Source organism: Ruminococcus sp. (assembly GCF_017549005.1).
Lineage (GTDB): Bacteria > Bacillota > Clostridia > Oscillospirales > Ruminococcaceae > Ruminococcus.
Window position 1 is genome coordinate 52,956 of sequence record NZ_JAFYYT010000056.1, and the last position, 17,846, is coordinate 70,801.

Here is a 17,846-nt window from a genome sequence, read left to right on the forward strand (position 1 = left end):
TAAACAATGAGCAGTAAACAAATTATATCATATCAAACAAGAAAGGCTGCACCCGAAAGTACAGCCAGTCTTTGTAAGCATTTTACGCAATGATTACTTGATTTCGATTGTAGCGCCAGCCTCTTCAAACTTAGCCTTGAGCTCGTTTGCCTCAGCCTCAGAAACGCCTTCCTTGATAGCCTTAGGAGCAGCCTCAACTATCTCCTTAGCTTCCTTAAGGCCAAGTCCGAGAACTTCCTTAGCAACCTTGATAACGCCCATCTTAGCGTCGCCGAAGGAAGCAAGGATTACGTCGAACTCTGTCTTAGCAGCAGCAGCGCCGCCTGCAGCACCGCCTGCAGCAGGAGCAGCAGCGATAGCAGCTGTTACACCGAATTCCTCCTGGATAGCGTCTACGAGCTCAGAAAGCTCAAGAACGGAAAGAGTCTTGATATCTTCAACAAATTTTGTGATCTTCTCAGAAGCCATGATAATAATCTCCTTTTTAATAGTATTTGCCCATATCGGGCTGTGATTTTAAGCTGCGGAGCATATCTCCGCGAAACGTGTGTGAAAGACTAAGCGGCGATTAAGCAGCTTCCTCTTCCTTCTTCTTGTCTGCAACAGCGTTGAGAGTAGCAGCCAGCTTCTGGAGTGGGCCCTGGAGAGAGCCAACGAGCTGAGCGAGGAGGGTATCCTTTGAAGGGATCTTGGAAAGAGCGATAACGCCTGCCTGATCGTAAACTTCGCCTTCAATGTAACCAGCCTTAAGATTGAACTTCTCATCGCCTGCCTTCTCAGCGAACTTACCGAGGATTCTTGCGGGAGCAGTCTGATCGTCGTTGGAAACAGCGAGAGCAGTTGTGCCGTTGAGAGCCTCTTCAAAGCCCTCGATACCGCATTCCTTGAAAGCGCGGAGAAGCATTGTGTTCTTCTCTACAAAGTAGTGAACGCCGGCCTCACGGAGCTCTTTTCTGAGCTTGGTATCCTCTTCAACAGTGATACCCTTGTAATCAACGAGAACGCCTGAAACAGAGTTCTTGATGATCTCGGTGAGTTTCTCGACCTTAGCCTTCTTTGCTTCGAGTACAGCATTGCTTGGCATAGTGTGTATTCACCTCCGAATGAAATTTATCGTATTCAGAGAGAGCAATAAAAATGCCCATTCCGACAGCGCAGAATGGACAATGATAATTCTATCAATTGCTATTCCTCGGCGGGACTTACTGAGCGTGAGCTCTGCCAGCTGTCTTTAGAATACGAGCTGTATTTTTCACAGCTTGATAATTATAGCATACTTTTTTTCGTTTGTCAAGCATTTTCTGAAAAAAAGAGCCAAGAACTAAATTCATAATTTTTAGTCTGTAGGGGAGCCCGTCCCCGGGCTCCCGACCGCGATGATGCGTATATTGCGGGAGAGCGAAGGTGACTCCCTGTAGTACAGGGAGATGTCCGAAGGACAGAGGGTACGGGCGCCTGTTAGGCGGCGTTCCCTACAAAACAATTATGAATTAAAAAGGGCGGATCGCTCCGCCCTTGCAATTACTTTTTAAGGTTAGCCTTGACTGTCTTAACGATGTTCTCAGCTGAGAGGCCGAACTCCTTGAGGAGAGCCACAGCAGGACCTGAGTGACCGAACTCGTCGTTCACGCCGATCTTTACTACAGGAACAGGACAGCACTCTGTAACTGCGTCTGCAACTGCCGAACCGAGACCGCCGATAACGCTGTGCTCCTCGGCTGTAACGATGAGACCTGTCTCCTTGGCACACTTGCAGATGAGCTCCTTGTCGAGAGGCTTGATAGTGTGGATATTAACAACTCTTGCGGAGATACCCTCTGCCTCCAGTGTCTTTGCAGCTTCAACAGCTTCGTTTACCATGAGACCTGTAGCAACGATGGTAACGTCCTTACCGTCCTTCATGACAACGCCCTTGCCGAGCTCGAACTTGTAGCTTGCAGCGTCGTTGATAACGGGTACTGCAAGTCTGCCGAAACGCATATATACAGGACCATTGAAGTCGAGAGCAGCCTTAACGGCAGCCTTTGCCTCAACATCGTCGCATGGGTTGATGATAGTCATTCCGGGGATAGTTCTCATAAGAGCGATATCCTCGTTGCACTGATGTGTAGCGCCGTCCTCACCTACTGAGATACCTGCGTGTGTAGCGCCGATCTTAACGTTGAGGTGCGGATAGCCGATAGAGTTTCTTACTATTTCAAAAGCTCTTCCTGCTGCGAACATAGCGAATGTGCTTGCGAAAGGTATCTTACCGCAGGCTGCGAGACCTGCAGCAACGCCCATCATGTTAGCCTCTGCGATACCGCAGTCGAAGAAACGGTCGGGATAAGCCTTCTTGAAAATGCCTGTCTTTGTAGCAGCAGCAAGGTCTGCATCGAGAACTATCAAGTCCTTGTATTCCCCGGCAAGCTCTTTAAGAGCCTCGCCGTAGCTTTCTCTGGTAGCCTTTTTGATAACATCTGCCATGATAATTAGTCCTCCAATTCCTTTAACTGCGCATTGAGCTCAGCCATTGCCTGCTCATACTGCTCCTGGTTGGGAGCTGTACCGTGCCAGCTTACCTGATTTTCCATGAATGAAACGCCCTTGCCCTTTGTGGACTTCTGAATGATAGCCACGGGCTTGTCCTTTACGGACTCAGCTTCTGTGAAAGCTCTGTCGATGTCGTCGAAGTCGTGAGCGTCCATTGTGATAACGTGCCAGCCGAAAGCTGCGAACTTATCGGTGATAGGCTCAGGTGAGCATACCTCAGTGATGGGACCGTCTATCTGTAAGCCGTTGTTATCAACGATAGCAACGAGGTTTGCGAGCTTCTTGTGAGCTGCGAACATAGCAGCTTCCCATACCTGTCCTTCCTCGATCTCGCCGTCGCCGAGGATAGTGTACACCTTGTATGACTTGCCGTCTATCTTGCCTGCAAGAGCCATACCGCAGGCAGCTGAGATACCCTGTCCGAGAGAGCCGCTTGACATATCAACGCCCGGTATGTGGATACAAGGATGTCCCTGAAGAAGTGCGCCTATATGACGGAGGGATTTCAGCTCGTCAACAGAAAAATAGCCTCTCTGTGCAAGTACTGAGTACAGCGCAGGAGCCGTATGTCCTTTTGAAAGAACGAATCTGTCTCTGTCGGGAGCGTCAGGGTTCTTGGGATCGTTGTTCATCTTGTTGAAGTAGAGATAAGTGAGAGTGTCGCTTATCGAGAGCGAACCGCCCGGGTGACCTGATTTAGCGTTATAAGTGCCTTCTATAACGCCCATTCTTACCTTGCAGGCAGTTTTCTGCAATTCCTTTTTAAGCTTTGCGTCCATATTGACCTCCAATATTTTATTTAACGGCATAATGCCGTGATCTGCTTTTTGGGAGCAGGGGCAGGCGTTCTCCTCCATCCAAAATGCGTAACCCAGACGGACGGTCCCACCCCTGCGGGGTTGGCTATACCAATATTATACCGCAATAATTGAGTGATTGCAATGCATTTCTTGCTGAAAATGTAAATTTAATATGTACATTATCTTACAGCCATCATTATTAATACAATGACATAAAATATGAAAAAGCCCGTACACACCACAGCAGGCAGTGATATGAGCAGTTTATTCTGTCTTTCGTGGAGAGTTCCTCTCAGTCTCAGCGCTTTCATGAGCAGCAGAGAGATTATCCACATGGGTATAGTGAATACTGCCAGTGCAAGAGTTGCGGCGTCCTCGAGAGTGAAATTCATGGTCTCCTCCGAGCTCCTTCCGCTCACCCTGCTGTATACCAGCAGTCCGATAAGTCCCAGCAGGCATATTACTGCGACTATGTATACCGTTATTGCCGCCTTCTTTTTCTTCATTGTTCTACTTTCTGCACCTTTCGATTATATATTCTATAAGCTCTGAAACAGCTCCCTCGTCGTTGGTGCGGTCAAGGATAAGGTCTGCCTTTTCCTTTACGGATCTTTCAGCGTTTGCGGGACAAGCTCCCACATCGGCTTCGACTATCATCTCTATATCGTTGTCAAAGTCGCCTACTGACACAAATGTGCAGCCCTCCATGCCGCTCAGCTTTCTGTACTCTGCAAGAGCCGAGCCCTTGCTCACTCCCAAGGGGAGCATTTCAAGAAATATATCCGAGGACTTGACATAGTCTACGCCCTCATGTCCCAGCTTCTTCACAAGAAGCTCCATATGCTCCACGTCCTCCGGGGACAGGGAGAAAAGCACCTTCAGCCAGCCGCCGTCCTCTATATCTTTCAGCTCCGCATAGTTCGGGACAATGCCGCAGAGCCTTGTGTGCAGCTGCTGATAATCTGTATTGCTGAAAACATAGGTGCCGTCGGTTTTCAGCACCTCTCCGCCCGCCTCGGGCATGAGACCGAGAAGCTCTTCAACGTAGCTCCTTGCTTCTTTCGGGAGAGGATGTGTGTAAAGTGTTTTTCCGCTTTTGTAGTCGTGGATAGCCGCTCCGTTATACATTATTATAGGATAACCGAGGGGAAGTATGCTGAGGAACTGCTCAAAGGACTGAACAGTGCGGCCTGTTGCCACTGTGAAACGTCCGCCCATAGCCGTAAAGCGCTCTATAGCGCGGCGGTCGGTGTCGGTTATCCGCTTGTCCGTACTCAGCAGAGTACCGTCAAGGTCGCTCAGCAGGACTACTTTTGATATATCTTCAAACAAGGGTATTCCTCCTACATCTTTTCAAGCCTTGCAAGTATGGATACAAAATAATCGGGCAGCCCGCTCTCAAACTCCATGTACTCTCCTGTTGACGGGTGGATAAATCCTATTTTACGGGCATGGAGGCACTGTCCCTCTATGCCCTTGTAGGGCTTTCCGTAGACGTCGTCCCCCAGTACGGGGTGTCCGATATAGCTGAGATGGACTCTTATCTGATGAGTTCTTCCCGTTTCGAGCCTGAGTTTCACATGAGCATAGCCGCCGTACTGCTTTATAACGCTGTAATGGGTTACTGCATTGCGCGAGTTTTCGGCAGTTACGCACATCTTCTTGCGGTCGGTCTTATGGCGTCCTATGGGAGCGTCTATCGTACCCTCGGACTCCTTGAAAAAGCCGCAGGCTACTGCTTCGTACTCACGGGTGAAGCTGTGAGCCTTTATCTGCTCCGCAAGCTTTAAATGGGAAGCGTCGTTCTTCGCAACTATGAGAAGTCCGCTGGTGTTCTTGTCGATACGGTGGACTATCCCGGGGCGGATAACTCCGTTTATGCCCGAAAGGCTGTCTCCGCAGTGGTGCAGGAGAGCGTTCACGAGAGTTCCCGTGTAATTGCCGTGCGCAGGGTGTACCACCATGCCCTTTGGCTTGTTCACAACGAGGAGGTCATCGTCCTCATAGACTATATCGAGGGGGATATCCTCGGGAACTGCGTCCATAGGCTCTGGCTCGGGTATCTCCACCGTGACCTCGTCCCCTGCTTTCAGCTTGCAGTTCTTGCTTACCTCTTTACCGTTCACAAGGACAAGTCCTTTTTCAATGAGCCCCTGCACGGCAGAGCGTGTAAGCTCCCCGACATTGTCCGCGATATACTTGTCGATACGGCTTCCTGCGTCCTCTGCCGAAGCCGTCAGCAAGACTGTCTCATTCATCTGCTTCCGCCTTTTCCTTCTTCGCCTTCTCAGCCTTTTCTATCTTCGGATCGATGAAAAGTCCGTAAATTATGAGCATTATGAACGCAAAGGTGACGCATATGTCCGCAACGTTGAATATAGCGAAGTGGAAGGGCTTGAACTCAAACATATCCACCACATATGCATAGCGGAAACGGTCTATGAGATTGCCGATACCGCCTGCAATAAAAAGTGCTATGGCTACATTGAGGAACTTCGAGCGGCGGTACAGCTTTATGAGCAGGAACACGCCCAGCAGTACGATAATGCTGGTAAAGCCTACAAGGAACCACCTCTGTCCCGACATAACGCCGAATATAGCTCCCTCGTTCTCAAGGTAGGTCAGGTCGAATATCCTGAAGTCGCCGATGCGGATAAAGTCCATAGTTCCCACGGGCTTGAGCTCATGCACCGCCCAGTATTTTACGATCTGATCCACTGCAACGAGCAGCACCGTCAGCAAAGTGAGTATTACCGCCATGTGTTTTATCCTTTCAATAAGACTGCCTGCCGACCTGATGAGCCGACAGGCAATATAGTACAAATCAAGCTTCTACTGCGACAGCGCATCTCTCGCAGAGAGTAGGATGTGTATGATTTGTGCCAACGTACTTGCTGAAGCACCAGCAGCGTTCGCACTTTTCTCCCTCAGCCTGAGCAACTGCGTAAACAGTCTCAGCGCCGTTCTTTTCTACCTCTACGCCTGAAACGATGAGGATATCCTTGAGCTGATCGGCGATAGCGATGTACTTGTCGTAATCCGCGTCGCTGCTCTTGATTATTATTTTAGCCTCGAGAGACTTACCGATAGTCTTTTCGTTTCTTGCGTCCTCGAGAGCCTTGTTTGCTCCGAGACGTGTATTGTAGATGAACTGCCACTTGTCGATGAAGTCGGCAGAGAACTCTATGCCGCTCTTCTCAGGCATCTGATTGAGGAATACACTCTGAGTGTCATCGCCTGCGGAGTGAGGCATGAACTGCCATATCTCCTCGGCTGTGAATGAAATGATAGGTGCGGCAAGTCTTGTTATCGCACTGATTATGCGGTACATTGCCGTCTGAGCTGCGCGGCGGAGGACTGAATCCTCCTTCTCGCAGTAAAGTCTGTCCTTGATGATGTCAAGATAGAAGTTGGACATATCTATTACGCAGAAATTGTGGAGCGCATGGAGTGCGATATGAAAATCGAACGCCTCATAGCCCTCCTTCATCTTGTCGATGAGTGAGTCGAGCTTCATGAGAGCCCATTTGTCAAGCTCTGTGAGCTGAGCGTCGCTTACGCTGTCCTTGTCGGGATCGAATCCTGCGCCGTTTCCGAGGTTGCCAAGTATGAAACGTGCGGTATTTCTTATCTTCTTGTAAGCATCTGAAAGCTGTCCGAGGATAGGCTTTGAGATACGGATATCGCTGTGGTAGTCGGAAGAAGCTGCCCACAGACGGAGGATATCAGCACCGTACTGGTCTGTTATCTCGCTGGGGTCGATACCGTTTCCGAGTGACTTGTGCATTGCCTTGCCCTCGCCGTCAACGACCCAGCCGTGGGTGCATACTGCCTTGTAAGGCGACTGTCCCTTGTATACTACTGATGTGAGGAGAGATGACTGGAACCAGCCTCTGTACTGGTCAGCGCCCTCGAGATAAAGGTCAGCAGGCCATGAAAGGCTCGGGAAGTCCTTGCCCTCCATAACAGATGTGTGTGATACGCCGCTGTCGAACCATACGTCCATGATGTCGTATTCCTTGGTGAACTCGCCGCAGCCGCATTCGCACTTAACGCTTGCGGGGATGAATTCCTTTGTATCCTTTATCCACCATGCGTCGCTGCCCTCCTTGCGGAAGAGCTCCGATATAGCGGAGATAGTCTCGTCGTTGCAGATAGGCTTGCCGCAGTCCTTACAGTAAACAACAGGTATCGGAACGCCCCATGTTCTCTGACGGGATATGCACCAGTCGCTTCTGTCGCGGACCATGCCCTTTATTCTGTCCTCGCCCCACTCGGGTATCCACTGAACGGACTCGATAGCCTTTATAGCCTCGTCCTTGAAGCCGTTTACTGAGCAGAACCACTGCTCTGTAGCTCTGTATATGATAGGGCTGTTACATCTCCAGCAGTGAGGATACTGGTGGACGATCTTCTGTGTAGCCAGCATAGCGCCAAGCTCCGTGAGCTTTGCAGCGATAGCCTTGTTTGCCTGATCTGTGTCCATTCCCTCAAATTCGCCTGCCTCGGCTGTCTGCTTGCCCTTTGAGTCAACGCATACGATGATACCGATATCGTCGTACTTCTTGCACACCTCAAAGTCCTCAACACCGTAGCCGGGAGCTGTATGTACGCAGCCTGTACCGCTTTCAAGAGTAACGTGGTCGCCGACGATTATGGGTGACGGACGGTCGTAGAGAGGGTGCTTTGTCTTCATGCCTTCGAGCTCTGCGCCTGTGAAGATATGCTCTGTGGTATACTCTGTGATACCCGCAGTCTCCATAGTAGTCTTTACGAGCTCCTCAGCCATTACATAGTACTCGTCGCCAACATGAACGAGAGTATAGTTGTACTCGGGACCGAGGCATATAGCAAGGTTGCCCGGGATAGTCCATGTAGTGGTAGTCCAGATAACAAAATATATCTTTGAAAGGTCAAGTCCGAGGCCTCTGAAGATGCCCTTATCGTCTGTTACGTTGAACTTGACATAGATAGAATAGCACGGGTCGTTTGAATACTCGATCTCAGCCTCAGCGAGAGCTGTATTACAGTCGGGGCACCAGTATACAGGCTTTAAGCCCTTGTACATATAGCCCTTCTTTACCATCGAGCCGAATACCTCTACCTGCTTTGCCTCGTACTCGGGGCGAAGTGTCAGGTAAGGATAGTCATAGTCGCCCAGCGAACCGAGGCGCTTGAAGCCCTTCATCTGGTTTGCGACCTGAGTCATAGCGTACTCGCGGCAATGCTTTCTGAGATCTACAGCAGGGATAGCACCGTTCTCAACACCGATAGCCTTCATAGCCTTAAGCTCGATAGGAAGTCCGTGAGTGTCCCAGCCGGGAACATACGGAGAACAGAATCCGCTCATATTCTTGTACTTAACGATGAAGTCCTTGAGCGACTTGTTAAGCGCATGACCAAGATGGATCTCGCCGTTGGCATAGGGAGGTCCGTCGTGGAGAACATATGAGGGCTTGCCCTTGTTCTTTTCTATCATCTTGTAGTAGAGGCGTTCATCCTCCCACTTTTTGAGAGTTTCAGGCTCTCTTTTCGGCAGATTTCCGCGCATGGGGAACTCTGTCTGCGGTAAATTAAGAGTACTGTTATAATCCTGTGCCATACTATCCGATCTCTCCTTCAAAAGCTCGGAGAGATCCTCCTTTCGATCTTTTTGTTTATGATTATTCCTCGACCTCTGAAGCAACTGCTGCTGCGATCTCTTCAGCTGTCTCTGCCTTCTCCTCTGTCTCCTCTTCCTCTGTCTCGTTGTCAAAGGTCTCGGGCATAGAGGAAATGAGCTCGAGGTGGCTCTTGTACATATCGAAGAGGCTCTTCTTGAAGTCTGCAACCTGCTGCTGAGCTTCGATGAGAGCTTCCTTTTCCTTTGCGATCTCCTCGCGGTTCTTTTCCATAGCCTCAGCGTGCTGACGGACAGCCTCGTCCTCGAGGGCGTCAGCCTTTGCCTGTGCCTCTGCGATTATCTGCTCTGCCTTTTCGTTAGCTTCGTTGAGCACCTGATGTCCCTGCTTCTGAGCGCCGAGAAGAGCGTCCTTGAGAGCGTCCTCGTCTCTCATATACTCTCTTACCTTATCTGCAAGCACCTGTATCTTGCTGTTTGCCTCTGCGCGCTCGCGCTCCATTTCGTCAAGCTCTGCCTCCAGCTGATTGAGGAACTCGTCTATCTCCTCCTGCTTGTATCCGAAAGCTGCTTTTTCAAACCTTTTGTTTCTGACATCTTTTGAAGTTATCATTTCAATTCACCTCTAAATATATTTCTTCAAGTTAATGTGTATGCGGTCTTTCTTTGTATGACCGTTTATTTCGGAAAGTACAAATCTTCCGTAGCCCCTAATCGACAATATATCTCCGCCCCTGAGTTCATGGGAGACTGATGGAACGGGCAGGTGATTGACTTCAACTCTGTCCGTGCGGATAAGTGCCGCCGCCTTTTCCCTGCTGAGCTTTGCAGCAAGTCCGACCACACAGTCGAGACGCAGCGACGCGACCGTACCGCATATTTCCTGAAACTTCTGAGCGTTTTCAAGTATAAATGGTCTGCTGTCGGAAATCTTCACTCCGACTCTGCCTATTTTGGACAAGCTTCCTGTTATATGTCTCGCAGCCACCCCGGTAACGAAGGCCTGTGTAATGCCATCTGTGACCACGATATCGCCTATGACCTCGCGCTTCAGCTGCAGGCCCATGAATGAGCCAAGAAAGTCCCTGTGAGAGAGCCTGTCCTCCGCCCTGTATTCAAAGGTGAGGCAGACGAAGGGATATTCCTCAAGGATACAGTCCTCGCAGTAATCGGGATATATGGCCAGCATCCTGCGTCTTGCGTCCTCATAGCCGCCCCACAGTCTGTACCTCAGCGCACCCGTATTCCTCGAGCACCACGCCTCTGCTTCCGCGCACTGTCTTTCATCGAAAAAGGACGAGAACACGGCTGCTCCGTCCCTTTCACAGAGCGCTGCCATGTCCCCGAGCCTTGCGGTAAAAAGCTTATCCGACGGTTCGTTCATCAGATGAATACACCGTTGTTCTCCAGCTCGCCTACGAGGTCCTCGCCGATAAAGCCTACATTATAAGGAGTGATGATGTAGGTAAGGTTAGCGACAGGCTTGAGGCTTCCGCCGTTTGCATAAGCAACGCCTACGAGGAAGTCGATTATTCTTCTCTTGTTCTCGGGCGAAGCTGTCTCAAGGTTGAGAACTACCGTCTTCTTAGCGATCAGGTGGTCTGCTATCTGCTTTGCGTCTGTAAATGCAGAGGGCTTTACAAGCACCACCTGAAGCTGTGCTGTTGTCTGTATATTAACGACCTTATTGCGTCTTTCTCTGCTCATGCCGCCGCCAAGTCCGCTTTCGTTTACGGGAGCATCGTCCTGCGGTGACGGCTGGAAGCCGCTTCTTTCGCCGCGTTCGTGACGAACAGGAACATCTGCGTCAAAATCGTCGTCCTCTTCAGCAAAGAAAAATTCCTTAATGTTCTCAAAAAGTTTCATCTTAATACTCCTTCTCCGCATTATTTATATTTTTTATCTCTCTTCACAGGATCAATGCGGAGTATCCCGTGTTGATATCCGGCTTTCCGCCGGGGAGTTACTTTGAGTAGTCCCTTGCGCCGAACAGTCCCGTGCCTATACGCACCAGTGTTGAACCGTATCTTATCGCTTCGGCGTAATCGTGGGTCATACCCATTGAAAGCGTATCCATGCCCTTGTACTCTGAGGAGATACTTTCGTACAGCTCCTTCATGCGTCCGAGGAAGATATCGCTGTCTGACGGCGGCGGAATGGTCATGAGACCTCTTACACGCACGCCTTCGAGCTCCGAGAGCCCGCTGATAAGCTCTTTCAGTCCTGTGGGAGCTATACCGCTCTTGGACTCCTCTCCGCCGATATTGACTTCGCAGAGGATATCCATTATCCTGCCGTTCTTAACAGCGAGGCGGCTTATCTCCTGTCCCAGCCTGAGGCTGTCCACGGACTGTATCATGCTTACCGTATTTATGATATATTTTACCTTGTTTGTCTGTAAATGACCTATGAACTGCACCTCTGCCGACTTGTCATAGAAGTCTGCCTTTGAGAGGTACTCCTGCACCCTGTTTTCGCCGAGAAGATCTATTCCCAGCTCAACGGCGTGATTTATCGCCACGGGAGCAACAGTCTTGGTGACCGCCATGATACGTACATTATCGTCGGGGCTCCGGTATTTTGCCATTGCCTCGGCGCATCTCTCTTTTATTATGTGCAGGTTCTCGTCGATATAAGCGAGATCGTCACTTTTCATTCTTTTCGACCTCCTCTATCAGTATATCATCGTAAAGCGCAAGGAACTCATCGTCGTTCATCGGCTTTGAGAGTACGTAATCGGTGCCCTCGTAGATTACCTCTATCCTTTTGAAGAGTATCTGCTCGCCCTTACGGATATAAACGCCCTTGCACTTCGAGACCTTTTCGCTGACATTTCCGTTCCCGTCGTCCACTGTTTCAGTGACGTCGGCGAAGCGGATAGCCTCACGGGGCACTTTAAGTCCCGTATAGTCGTCCTTTATCAGCTCGACTATCTCGGCTCTGTGCTGTACGAGCTCATAGTTGAACTTGTCGCAGTAAATGATGATGATGCTCTTATCCTTCTTTTCATCGCGGATATCGTGTATCACCGCAGGATAGCTCTCAGCCGAGGAATCAAATCTCAGCTGCACATTATCGCCGATAGCGTAAGTCTTTTTGGAATTATCCGCAACTACGGCAAGATACCAGCCGTAACCGTCGATAAGCTTGCCCACAACATTGGGCGCGGTAGACTTTCTGTCGGTGATCTCCTCCAGCATGGATACTGTGAGCTTGTCCATATTATGAGTATTCAGCTTTTCCTCATAGCCGTCGATATAGCTCACGAAATAAGCCGAGCGCGGAGCTCTGACCGTTTCGCTGGGAGCCGATCTTCTGGCATTGAGCTTGTCTATCTCGTTCCTTATGTCAATTATCTTCTGGTCGAAGCCCTGTACCTCATCTGTGACTATCTGGTATGTACTGAGCTGTATAAGGAGATCGTCCTTTGCGTCGTTCAGTTCATCCAGTTTGCCCATATCCCTGTAGTAGATAAGGCTGCGGTAGCTTTCGCTGATACTTTCGGAAAGGCTTGAAGGCTGTGCGGATTCAAGAGTACCGGGATTGGTTATCTTTTCCAGTATGCTGAGCTCTCTTCCGAGCTTAGCCAGCTCATGCTTTATACTCAGCTGTTCGTCGTCGAGGTAAGCCTCTGCGATGACCGTATCGTTTCCGACCTTTCCGCCGTCCGACACGTTGTAGCTGAGGAAGCCGTTTCCGCTGTAAAGCTGTATCTCCTCGTCCCTGATGAACACGCCCTTGTACTCCCTTGACGACAGCGCCGAGGCTGTAAGGGCGGAGACTGTATCGCTTTCCCTGTTGCGGAAGTTATAGACTATGCTGACAAACACGATCAGAAGCAGCACAAGCACCACGTTCCTGAGGAACTTGACCATGAAGCTGCCATCCGACTTGGAAAATCCCATTCAGATCACCCTTAGTCGTTCTTTTCGGAAGCGTCAAGGATTGAAACAGATCTTGCAGGTATGATAGTGGAAATAGCGTGCTTGTATACGAGCTGCTGCTTTCCGTCGCAGTCAAAGATAGCTACATAGCTGTCGAAACCTCTTACCATTCCCTTGAACTGGAAACCGTTTGTGAGTATGATTGTTACCATGATCTTGTCTTTTCTGCACTGATTGAGGAACACGTCCTGCAGATTGATTGTTTTGTTCATACACATTACTCCTATCAGATATTTGTTTCCGTGTAAAGCTTTGAGAGCAAAATTTTTTACCAAATTGCCCGCACAGAAATACACACAGTACATTATATCACATTTCCAAGTATTTGGCTATAGTTTTTTTGCATTTTTCTAATATTTCATTATTTTTATTAAATCTGTCCAAAAACAGCCACTCAATACGGGTGTTTTTGCGGAACCACGTCAGTTGGCGCTTGGCATAATGCCTTGTTTCCTGCTTTATGGTGTCAATGCAGTCGCTCAGAGCAGCTTTCCCCTCGAAATATGGTATGAGCTCCTTGTAGCCTATGGCGTTGGCGGCGGTCTTCATGGCGCTTTCATGCCAGAGCTGCCGCGCTTCTTCGATAAGCCCCGACTTCACCATTTCGTCAACGCGCATATCTATGCGGTCGTAGAGCTTCTGCCTGTCCTCAAAGCTGAGCCCGATGATAAGGGAATTGTAGGGGCTCTCCACAAGGCGGCTCTCCTTTTTCAGCTCGCTGAAACGCCGCCCAGTCACCTTGCAGACCTCCAGTGCGCGTACAACTCTCACGAGATTATTCGGGTGTATGCCCTCTGCGGCTTCGGGGTCGAGCTCCGCAAGACGGGCGTGGAGGGCTTCGTTACCGTTCTCACGGGCAAATGCGTAGAGTTCCTCACGGTAAGCCTCGTCGCTGCCGCCCTCGGAAAACTTCACGTTTTCAAGGAGGGAGTCGATGTAAAGCCCCGTTCCGCCCACTATTATGGGGAGTTTCCCCAGTGAGAGTATCTCCTCTGTCTTTTTATTGGCAAGCTGTACGTAGTCCGCGGCGCTGAAGCTCACGTCCCTGTCAAGTATGCCCATGAGATGATGCGGGATACCCTGTTTTTCGGCTTCTGTCGGCTTTGCCGAGGCTATGTCCATGCCCTTGTATATCTGCATGGAATCGGCGGAGATGACCTCTCCGCCGTAAATCTTCGCAAGCTCAACGCCCAGCCATGTCTTGCCCGAGGCTGTGGGTCCCACAACGGCAAGCACAAAGGGCTTGTTATTCTTTTCGTTCATTATCGATTTCTCCCGACTGTATGCGTTTTATGCTCCTTGCTGTCTGAATCCTTTTTCTCAATTTCACCGTGATAACAGCAGCTGTTATTGTGAAAAACAGCACAGCAGCTGTCACAGGCAAAAAGACTATCATGAAATAGGGAGGTCCTTTATTCACATCGCAGGTAAGGGTATTTCCGTCAGCTGATATATTGTATGCAGGTTTGCCCCAGAATACTTTTTTTATCCTGACTTCGTCGGTGATACCGAGGATATTGCCCTCTTTACCGCAATAAGCGACCTTTATGCTGCCGAAATGGTTGAATATCTCATCGCTTGGGATATCAAGCTTAAAAATCATATGCTTTCTGCCGTTCTCAGCGGTCATGTCACATTCCTGAAATTCGGCGCAGTTATGCTTAAAAAGCATACTCGTATAGCCGTCTTTGCTGTATTTTGCGATCTCGCTGTCACGGATGATCCCAAGAAGCTTTCCGTTGCTCTCCATGAAATCGGTCTCCGCCTTGCTCCAGCTGCCTTTCAGCAGTATATCGGCAAATACAGTTTCATCGGGGACTTTCCCCAAGCTTATATGCAGATGTGAAGTATCAGCGTCCCATGCATAGGCGGCAGTTCCGCCGAAAATACACATCAGCAACGAAAAATATACTGCAATAAGGGCTTTTACCGCTCGTTTCATGGCCTCTCCTTACGTTCTTCCGAACTGGTGGGATATATTGCTCTTTGTCATTGTGAACATCACAGGTCTGCCGTGGGGACAATGGCGTATCCTATCATCAAAGTAGACCTGCTCCGCAAGTGACTGGAGCTCCGCGATATCGTTCTTGTCATTGCCCTTTATCGCCGATTTGCAGGCAACTGTGTGGAGCATATCGTCCAGCACCCGCGACTGGGGATCGTGGCTGTACATACGGAGATTGTTTGCTATCTCCGAGATTATATCCTCCATGTCAAGCTCCATGATAAATGTGGGAACAGCCGTGGCCACCACGCAGGGTTTCTCCGAGAAGTCAAATGCGAAGCCCAGGTCCGCAAGAAGCTCCTGATTTGCCTCAAGAGCACTAAACTCGTCCCCTGTGAGAAGGACTTTCACCCCTGTGAGGAGCTGCTGGCTGTACTGGCGGCAGTTGCGGCTTTTCAGGCGCTCAAAGATTATACGCTCGTGTGCAGCGTGCTTGTCTATCATTATCATGGTGTCATCGCCCACCTCCGCGACTATGTAAAGTCCGAAGGCTTCGCCGATAACGCGGATCTTTGGCTTTTCCGTCCATACCGACTCACGTTTTTCCTCCTCCGCAGGCTTAGGCGCAGGAGCTGCCGCAAATGACTGCTGCGTGATGTAGCTGAAGCCCTCGACTGCCGCAGGCTCGGGAACTTCCACCTTTGCAGGCCCGGGAGCGGCTTCGCTCACCGTATCCGGAGCAGTTCCCGCAGCTGTCTCCGCAGGTTTTATTTCAGGTACTACAGGCTGTACGGGCTCCGGCTCGTCATAAGCAGGGCTCGGCTTTATATCCGCAGTCAAGGGCGGTTCCTCAGCTGTCGGCTTCGGAGCCGTATACACAGGGGCAGCAGCCGCCCCAAGCCTCTGCTCGGTCTCCTCTATCTTGTCAACGGGAGTGAAAAGGAACTCCTGCTGCTTCAACTCCTCCTGCTCGGGAGCAGCCTTTGTCCAGTCCGCATGGGGCTTGAGCTCAAATTCGTATATGAGACCGTCCTTCATCATGGCGTTCTTTACCGCAAAGTAAATGGCGTCGGAAACCGACTTCTCATTGGTGAAGCGCACCTCCGCTTTGGTCGGGTGGATATTGACGTCCATAGCGTTTGGGGCAAGGTCTATGAGAAGCACGCAGGCAGGGAATTTTCCCGTCATTATCATATTCGTATAGGCGTTCTCGAGAGCTGAAGAGCAAAGTCTTGAACGTACATATCTGCCGTTCACAAAGTAATTCTGGAAAGAACGGTTGGTCTTAGAGTAAAGAGGCTTTATTACGAATCCGCCCACGTGTACTCCCTCGTATTCATAATCCACGGGAATGAGGTCACGGGCGAAATCACGTCCGTAGACTGCATATATAGCCGAAAAGAGCTCACCGTCGCCGCTGGAATTGAACTCCGTGCGGTTGTCACGTATGAACCTGAACGCGATATCGGGGTGGGACATGGCTATTTTCTGCAGGATTGTGCTGACTGCGTTTCCCTCGGTAACGTCCTTCTTCATGAACTTGCGCCTTGCAGGGACATTATAGAAAAGGTCGCGTATCAGTACGGTCGTGCCGTCGGGACAGCCGCTCTCCTCATGGGACTTCTCCGCGCTGCCCTCGATACTGTAGAGAGTGCCGTAGAGCTGCTCGCGCTGCTTGGTCATTATCTCCACACGTGAGACCGCAGCCACAGAAGCAAGAGCTTCTCCGCGGAAGCCGAGGGTGATGATATTGTCAAGGTCCTCCTTTGCGCTTATCTTGCTGGTGGCATGACGAAGAAAGGCTTTCGGTACGTCGTCAAATGACATTCCGCAGCCGTCGTCGGTAACGCGCATATAGGTAGTGCCGCCGTTCTTTATCTCAACGGTGATATGCCTTGCGCCCGAGTCTATTGAGTTTTCCACAAGCTCCTTTATTACCGAGGAGGGACGCTCTATGACCTCTCCTGCGGCGATAAGCTCTGATATTTCCTTGCTGAGGACATTAATGGGGGGCATTTTTTACTTCCTTTCTGAATGACGCGCAGTTCAGACCAGCTTTATATCCTTTGGCGTGAGGATAACTCCGCCGTATTCGATATGCTCTGCGGTATAATTCGCTGTGTCCATGCGTCCGAACTGCTTTTCGGATACTATGGCGAATGGACAGGCACTGGGAGCTGCGCCGTCCCTTATATCCGCTTCGGGAGCTATCCCCTCTCCAAGCTCCAACTCTGTCTGCATGGTACGTGTTTTCGGCAGTATCCACAGCTTTGAGGCAATGGCCTTCAGCTTGTCCACAGCCTCTTTTTTGTAGGTATTCTTCTCAATGATGACTTCGTCCTCGGGGATAAGCAGAGTAAAGGTATACTCACCGCGTATAGGCGCTTCATTCGTGATAAAGCCGCGCACCTCGGAAAAGCCTTCGTAGTTGAAGCACATCTGCTTGTAGTCGTTGGAAACGTCCTCGTCATAGCCGAGCTCAAAGTCGTCCTCAAGTTTCTGCTGGTTCCAGTTCATGATACCCTCGATAGTATCGGAATGTACTGTTCCGCTTCTGAATTCGAGCCCTGCGTGCTTTATGTAAGCAGTGAGCTCCTTCATATTGTCAAAATCCAGCTCTGCACGGCTGAATTCCATTATCATAGAAAAGTAAGCAGGCATTTTGTTCACCTCAGATTTAATATAATTTATAATTGCAGTGTCTCTTATCGGACAAATTCAAAAAACAGGCGGCTTTACAGGCAGCTCTGAAAATACAAGCTTACAGGTCTCACAGTACCATGCTTCATTTTCCTCTGAAAGCTTTGCTTCATTCCGTTTCAGCTTACCTATATCCTTTTCGTCAGTCCATACAAGGCTTGAAGCAGCAATGGGATTAAGCCAGCTTGCTTTAGACCTTATTCTGCCTTTTTGCAGCTTGCTTCCGCAATATCTGCATTCCATGCCGTTCCCTCCTTCTTGTTCATGTTATCAGAGGGCGCCTTCGATATTTGGGCTCTGCCGCT

Annotated in this window: 20 protein-coding genes; all 20 read right to left on the reverse strand. The window is 50.0% G+C overall.

What is annotated here, in order from left to right:
- Nucleotides 1-93: 93 nt before the first annotated feature.
- Entirely contained in the window at nucleotides 94-468 is a 375-nt protein-coding gene (gene rplL, locus IKW96_RS14250) for a 50S ribosomal protein L7/L12 (RefSeq protein ID WP_028516123.1), read from the reverse strand.
- A gap of 100 nt (nucleotides 469-568) precedes the next feature.
- The gene (gene rplJ, locus IKW96_RS14255; protein WP_296576417.1) at nucleotides 569-1,084 is read right to left on the reverse strand and encodes a 50S ribosomal protein L10; all 516 of its coding nucleotides are present in this window, start codon (nucleotides 1,082-1,084) and stop codon (nucleotides 569-571) included.
- A 437-nt stretch (nucleotides 1,085-1,521) separates the two neighbouring features.
- Nucleotides 1,522-2,466, reverse strand: coding sequence for a transketolase family protein (locus IKW96_RS14260; protein WP_296576421.1), 945 nt, complete (start codon nucleotides 2,464-2,466; stop codon nucleotides 1,522-1,524).
- A gap of 5 nt (nucleotides 2,467-2,471) precedes the next feature.
- The gene (locus tag IKW96_RS14265; RefSeq protein ID WP_296576423.1) at nucleotides 2,472-3,311 is read right to left on the reverse strand and encodes a transketolase; all 840 of its coding nucleotides are present in this window, start codon (nucleotides 3,309-3,311) and stop codon (nucleotides 2,472-2,474) included.
- Nucleotides 3,312-3,511: 200 nt separating this feature from the next.
- On the reverse strand, nucleotides 3,512-3,838 hold the full coding sequence (locus IKW96_RS14270; RefSeq protein WP_296576425.1) for a hypothetical protein: 327 nt from the start codon (nucleotides 3,836-3,838) through the stop codon (nucleotides 3,512-3,514).
- 4 nt (nucleotides 3,839-3,842) lie between these two features.
- Nucleotides 3,843-4,664 carry a Cof-type HAD-IIB family hydrolase gene (locus IKW96_RS14275; protein ID WP_296576429.1) on the reverse strand — a complete coding sequence of 274 codons (822 nt, stop codon included), beginning with the start codon at nucleotides 4,662-4,664 and terminating at the stop codon, nucleotides 3,843-3,845.
- Nucleotides 4,665-4,675: 11 nt separating this feature from the next.
- The gene (locus IKW96_RS14280; RefSeq protein WP_296576433.1) at nucleotides 4,676-5,590 is read right to left on the reverse strand and encodes an RluA family pseudouridine synthase; all 915 of its coding nucleotides are present in this window, start codon (nucleotides 5,588-5,590) and stop codon (nucleotides 4,676-4,678) included.
- Entirely contained in the window at nucleotides 5,583-6,092 is a 510-nt protein-coding gene (gene lspA / locus IKW96_RS14285) for a signal peptidase II (RefSeq protein ID WP_296576435.1), read from the reverse strand. Before lspA ends, IKW96_RS14280 begins: the two co-directional genes overlap by 8 nt.
- 64 nt (nucleotides 6,093-6,156) lie before the next feature.
- A complete protein-coding gene (gene ileS / locus IKW96_RS14290; RefSeq protein ID WP_296576437.1) occupies nucleotides 6,157-8,934 on the reverse strand; it encodes an isoleucine--tRNA ligase in 2,778 nt (925 codons plus the stop codon).
- 61 nt (nucleotides 8,935-8,995) lie between these two features.
- Nucleotides 8,996-9,565 carry a DivIVA domain-containing protein gene (locus IKW96_RS14295; protein WP_296576440.1) on the reverse strand — a complete coding sequence of 190 codons (570 nt, stop codon included), beginning with the start codon at nucleotides 9,563-9,565 and terminating at the stop codon, nucleotides 8,996-8,998.
- A 12-nt stretch (nucleotides 9,566-9,577) separates the two neighbouring features.
- The gene (locus tag IKW96_RS14300) at nucleotides 9,578-10,336 is read right to left on the reverse strand and encodes a YlmH/Sll1252 family protein (RefSeq protein ID WP_296576443.1); all 759 of its coding nucleotides are present in this window, start codon (nucleotides 10,334-10,336) and stop codon (nucleotides 9,578-9,580) included.
- Nucleotides 10,336-10,818, reverse strand: coding sequence for a cell division protein SepF (locus IKW96_RS14305; protein ID WP_296576446.1), 483 nt, complete (start codon nucleotides 10,816-10,818; stop codon nucleotides 10,336-10,338). The genes IKW96_RS14300 and IKW96_RS14305 overlap by 1 nt, the downstream gene beginning before the upstream one ends.
- A 97-nt stretch (nucleotides 10,819-10,915) precedes the next feature.
- The gene (locus IKW96_RS14310; protein WP_296576449.1) at nucleotides 10,916-11,608 is read right to left on the reverse strand and encodes a YggS family pyridoxal phosphate-dependent enzyme; all 693 of its coding nucleotides are present in this window, start codon (nucleotides 11,606-11,608) and stop codon (nucleotides 10,916-10,918) included.
- Complete coding sequence (locus IKW96_RS14315) at nucleotides 11,598-12,857, reverse strand: HlyD family efflux transporter periplasmic adaptor subunit (protein ID WP_296576450.1); 1,260 nt, start codon at nucleotides 12,855-12,857, stop codon at nucleotides 11,598-11,600. Before IKW96_RS14315 ends, IKW96_RS14310 begins: the two co-directional genes overlap by 11 nt.
- An 11-nt stretch (nucleotides 12,858-12,868) precedes the next feature.
- Nucleotides 12,869-13,108 carry an RNA chaperone Hfq gene (gene hfq, locus IKW96_RS14320; RefSeq protein ID WP_295079446.1) on the reverse strand — a complete coding sequence of 80 codons (240 nt, stop codon included), beginning with the start codon at nucleotides 13,106-13,108 and terminating at the stop codon, nucleotides 12,869-12,871.
- 97 nt (nucleotides 13,109-13,205) lie between these two features.
- The gene (miaA, locus tag IKW96_RS14325) at nucleotides 13,206-14,159 is read right to left on the reverse strand and encodes a tRNA (adenosine(37)-N6)-dimethylallyltransferase MiaA (protein WP_296576452.1); all 954 of its coding nucleotides are present in this window, start codon (nucleotides 14,157-14,159) and stop codon (nucleotides 13,206-13,208) included.
- Complete coding sequence (locus tag IKW96_RS14330) at nucleotides 14,143-14,838, reverse strand: hypothetical protein (RefSeq protein WP_296576456.1); 696 nt, start codon at nucleotides 14,836-14,838, stop codon at nucleotides 14,143-14,145. Before IKW96_RS14330 ends, miaA begins: the two co-directional genes overlap by 17 nt.
- A 9-nt stretch (nucleotides 14,839-14,847) precedes the next feature.
- A complete protein-coding gene (mutL, locus tag IKW96_RS14335) occupies nucleotides 14,848-16,857 on the reverse strand; it encodes a DNA mismatch repair endonuclease MutL (protein ID WP_296576459.1) in 2,010 nt (669 codons plus the stop codon).
- Nucleotides 16,858-16,887: 30 nt separating this feature from the next.
- Nucleotides 16,888-17,502 (reverse strand): hypothetical protein, encoded by a 615-nt coding sequence (locus IKW96_RS14340; protein WP_296576462.1) that lies wholly within the window; start codon nucleotides 17,500-17,502, stop codon nucleotides 16,888-16,890.
- Between the two features lie 57 nt (nucleotides 17,503-17,559).
- On the reverse strand, nucleotides 17,560-17,784 hold the full coding sequence (locus tag IKW96_RS14345; protein ID WP_296576463.1) for a PF20097 family protein: 225 nt from the start codon (nucleotides 17,782-17,784) through the stop codon (nucleotides 17,560-17,562).
- Between the last annotated feature and the right edge of the window lie 62 nt (nucleotides 17,785-17,846).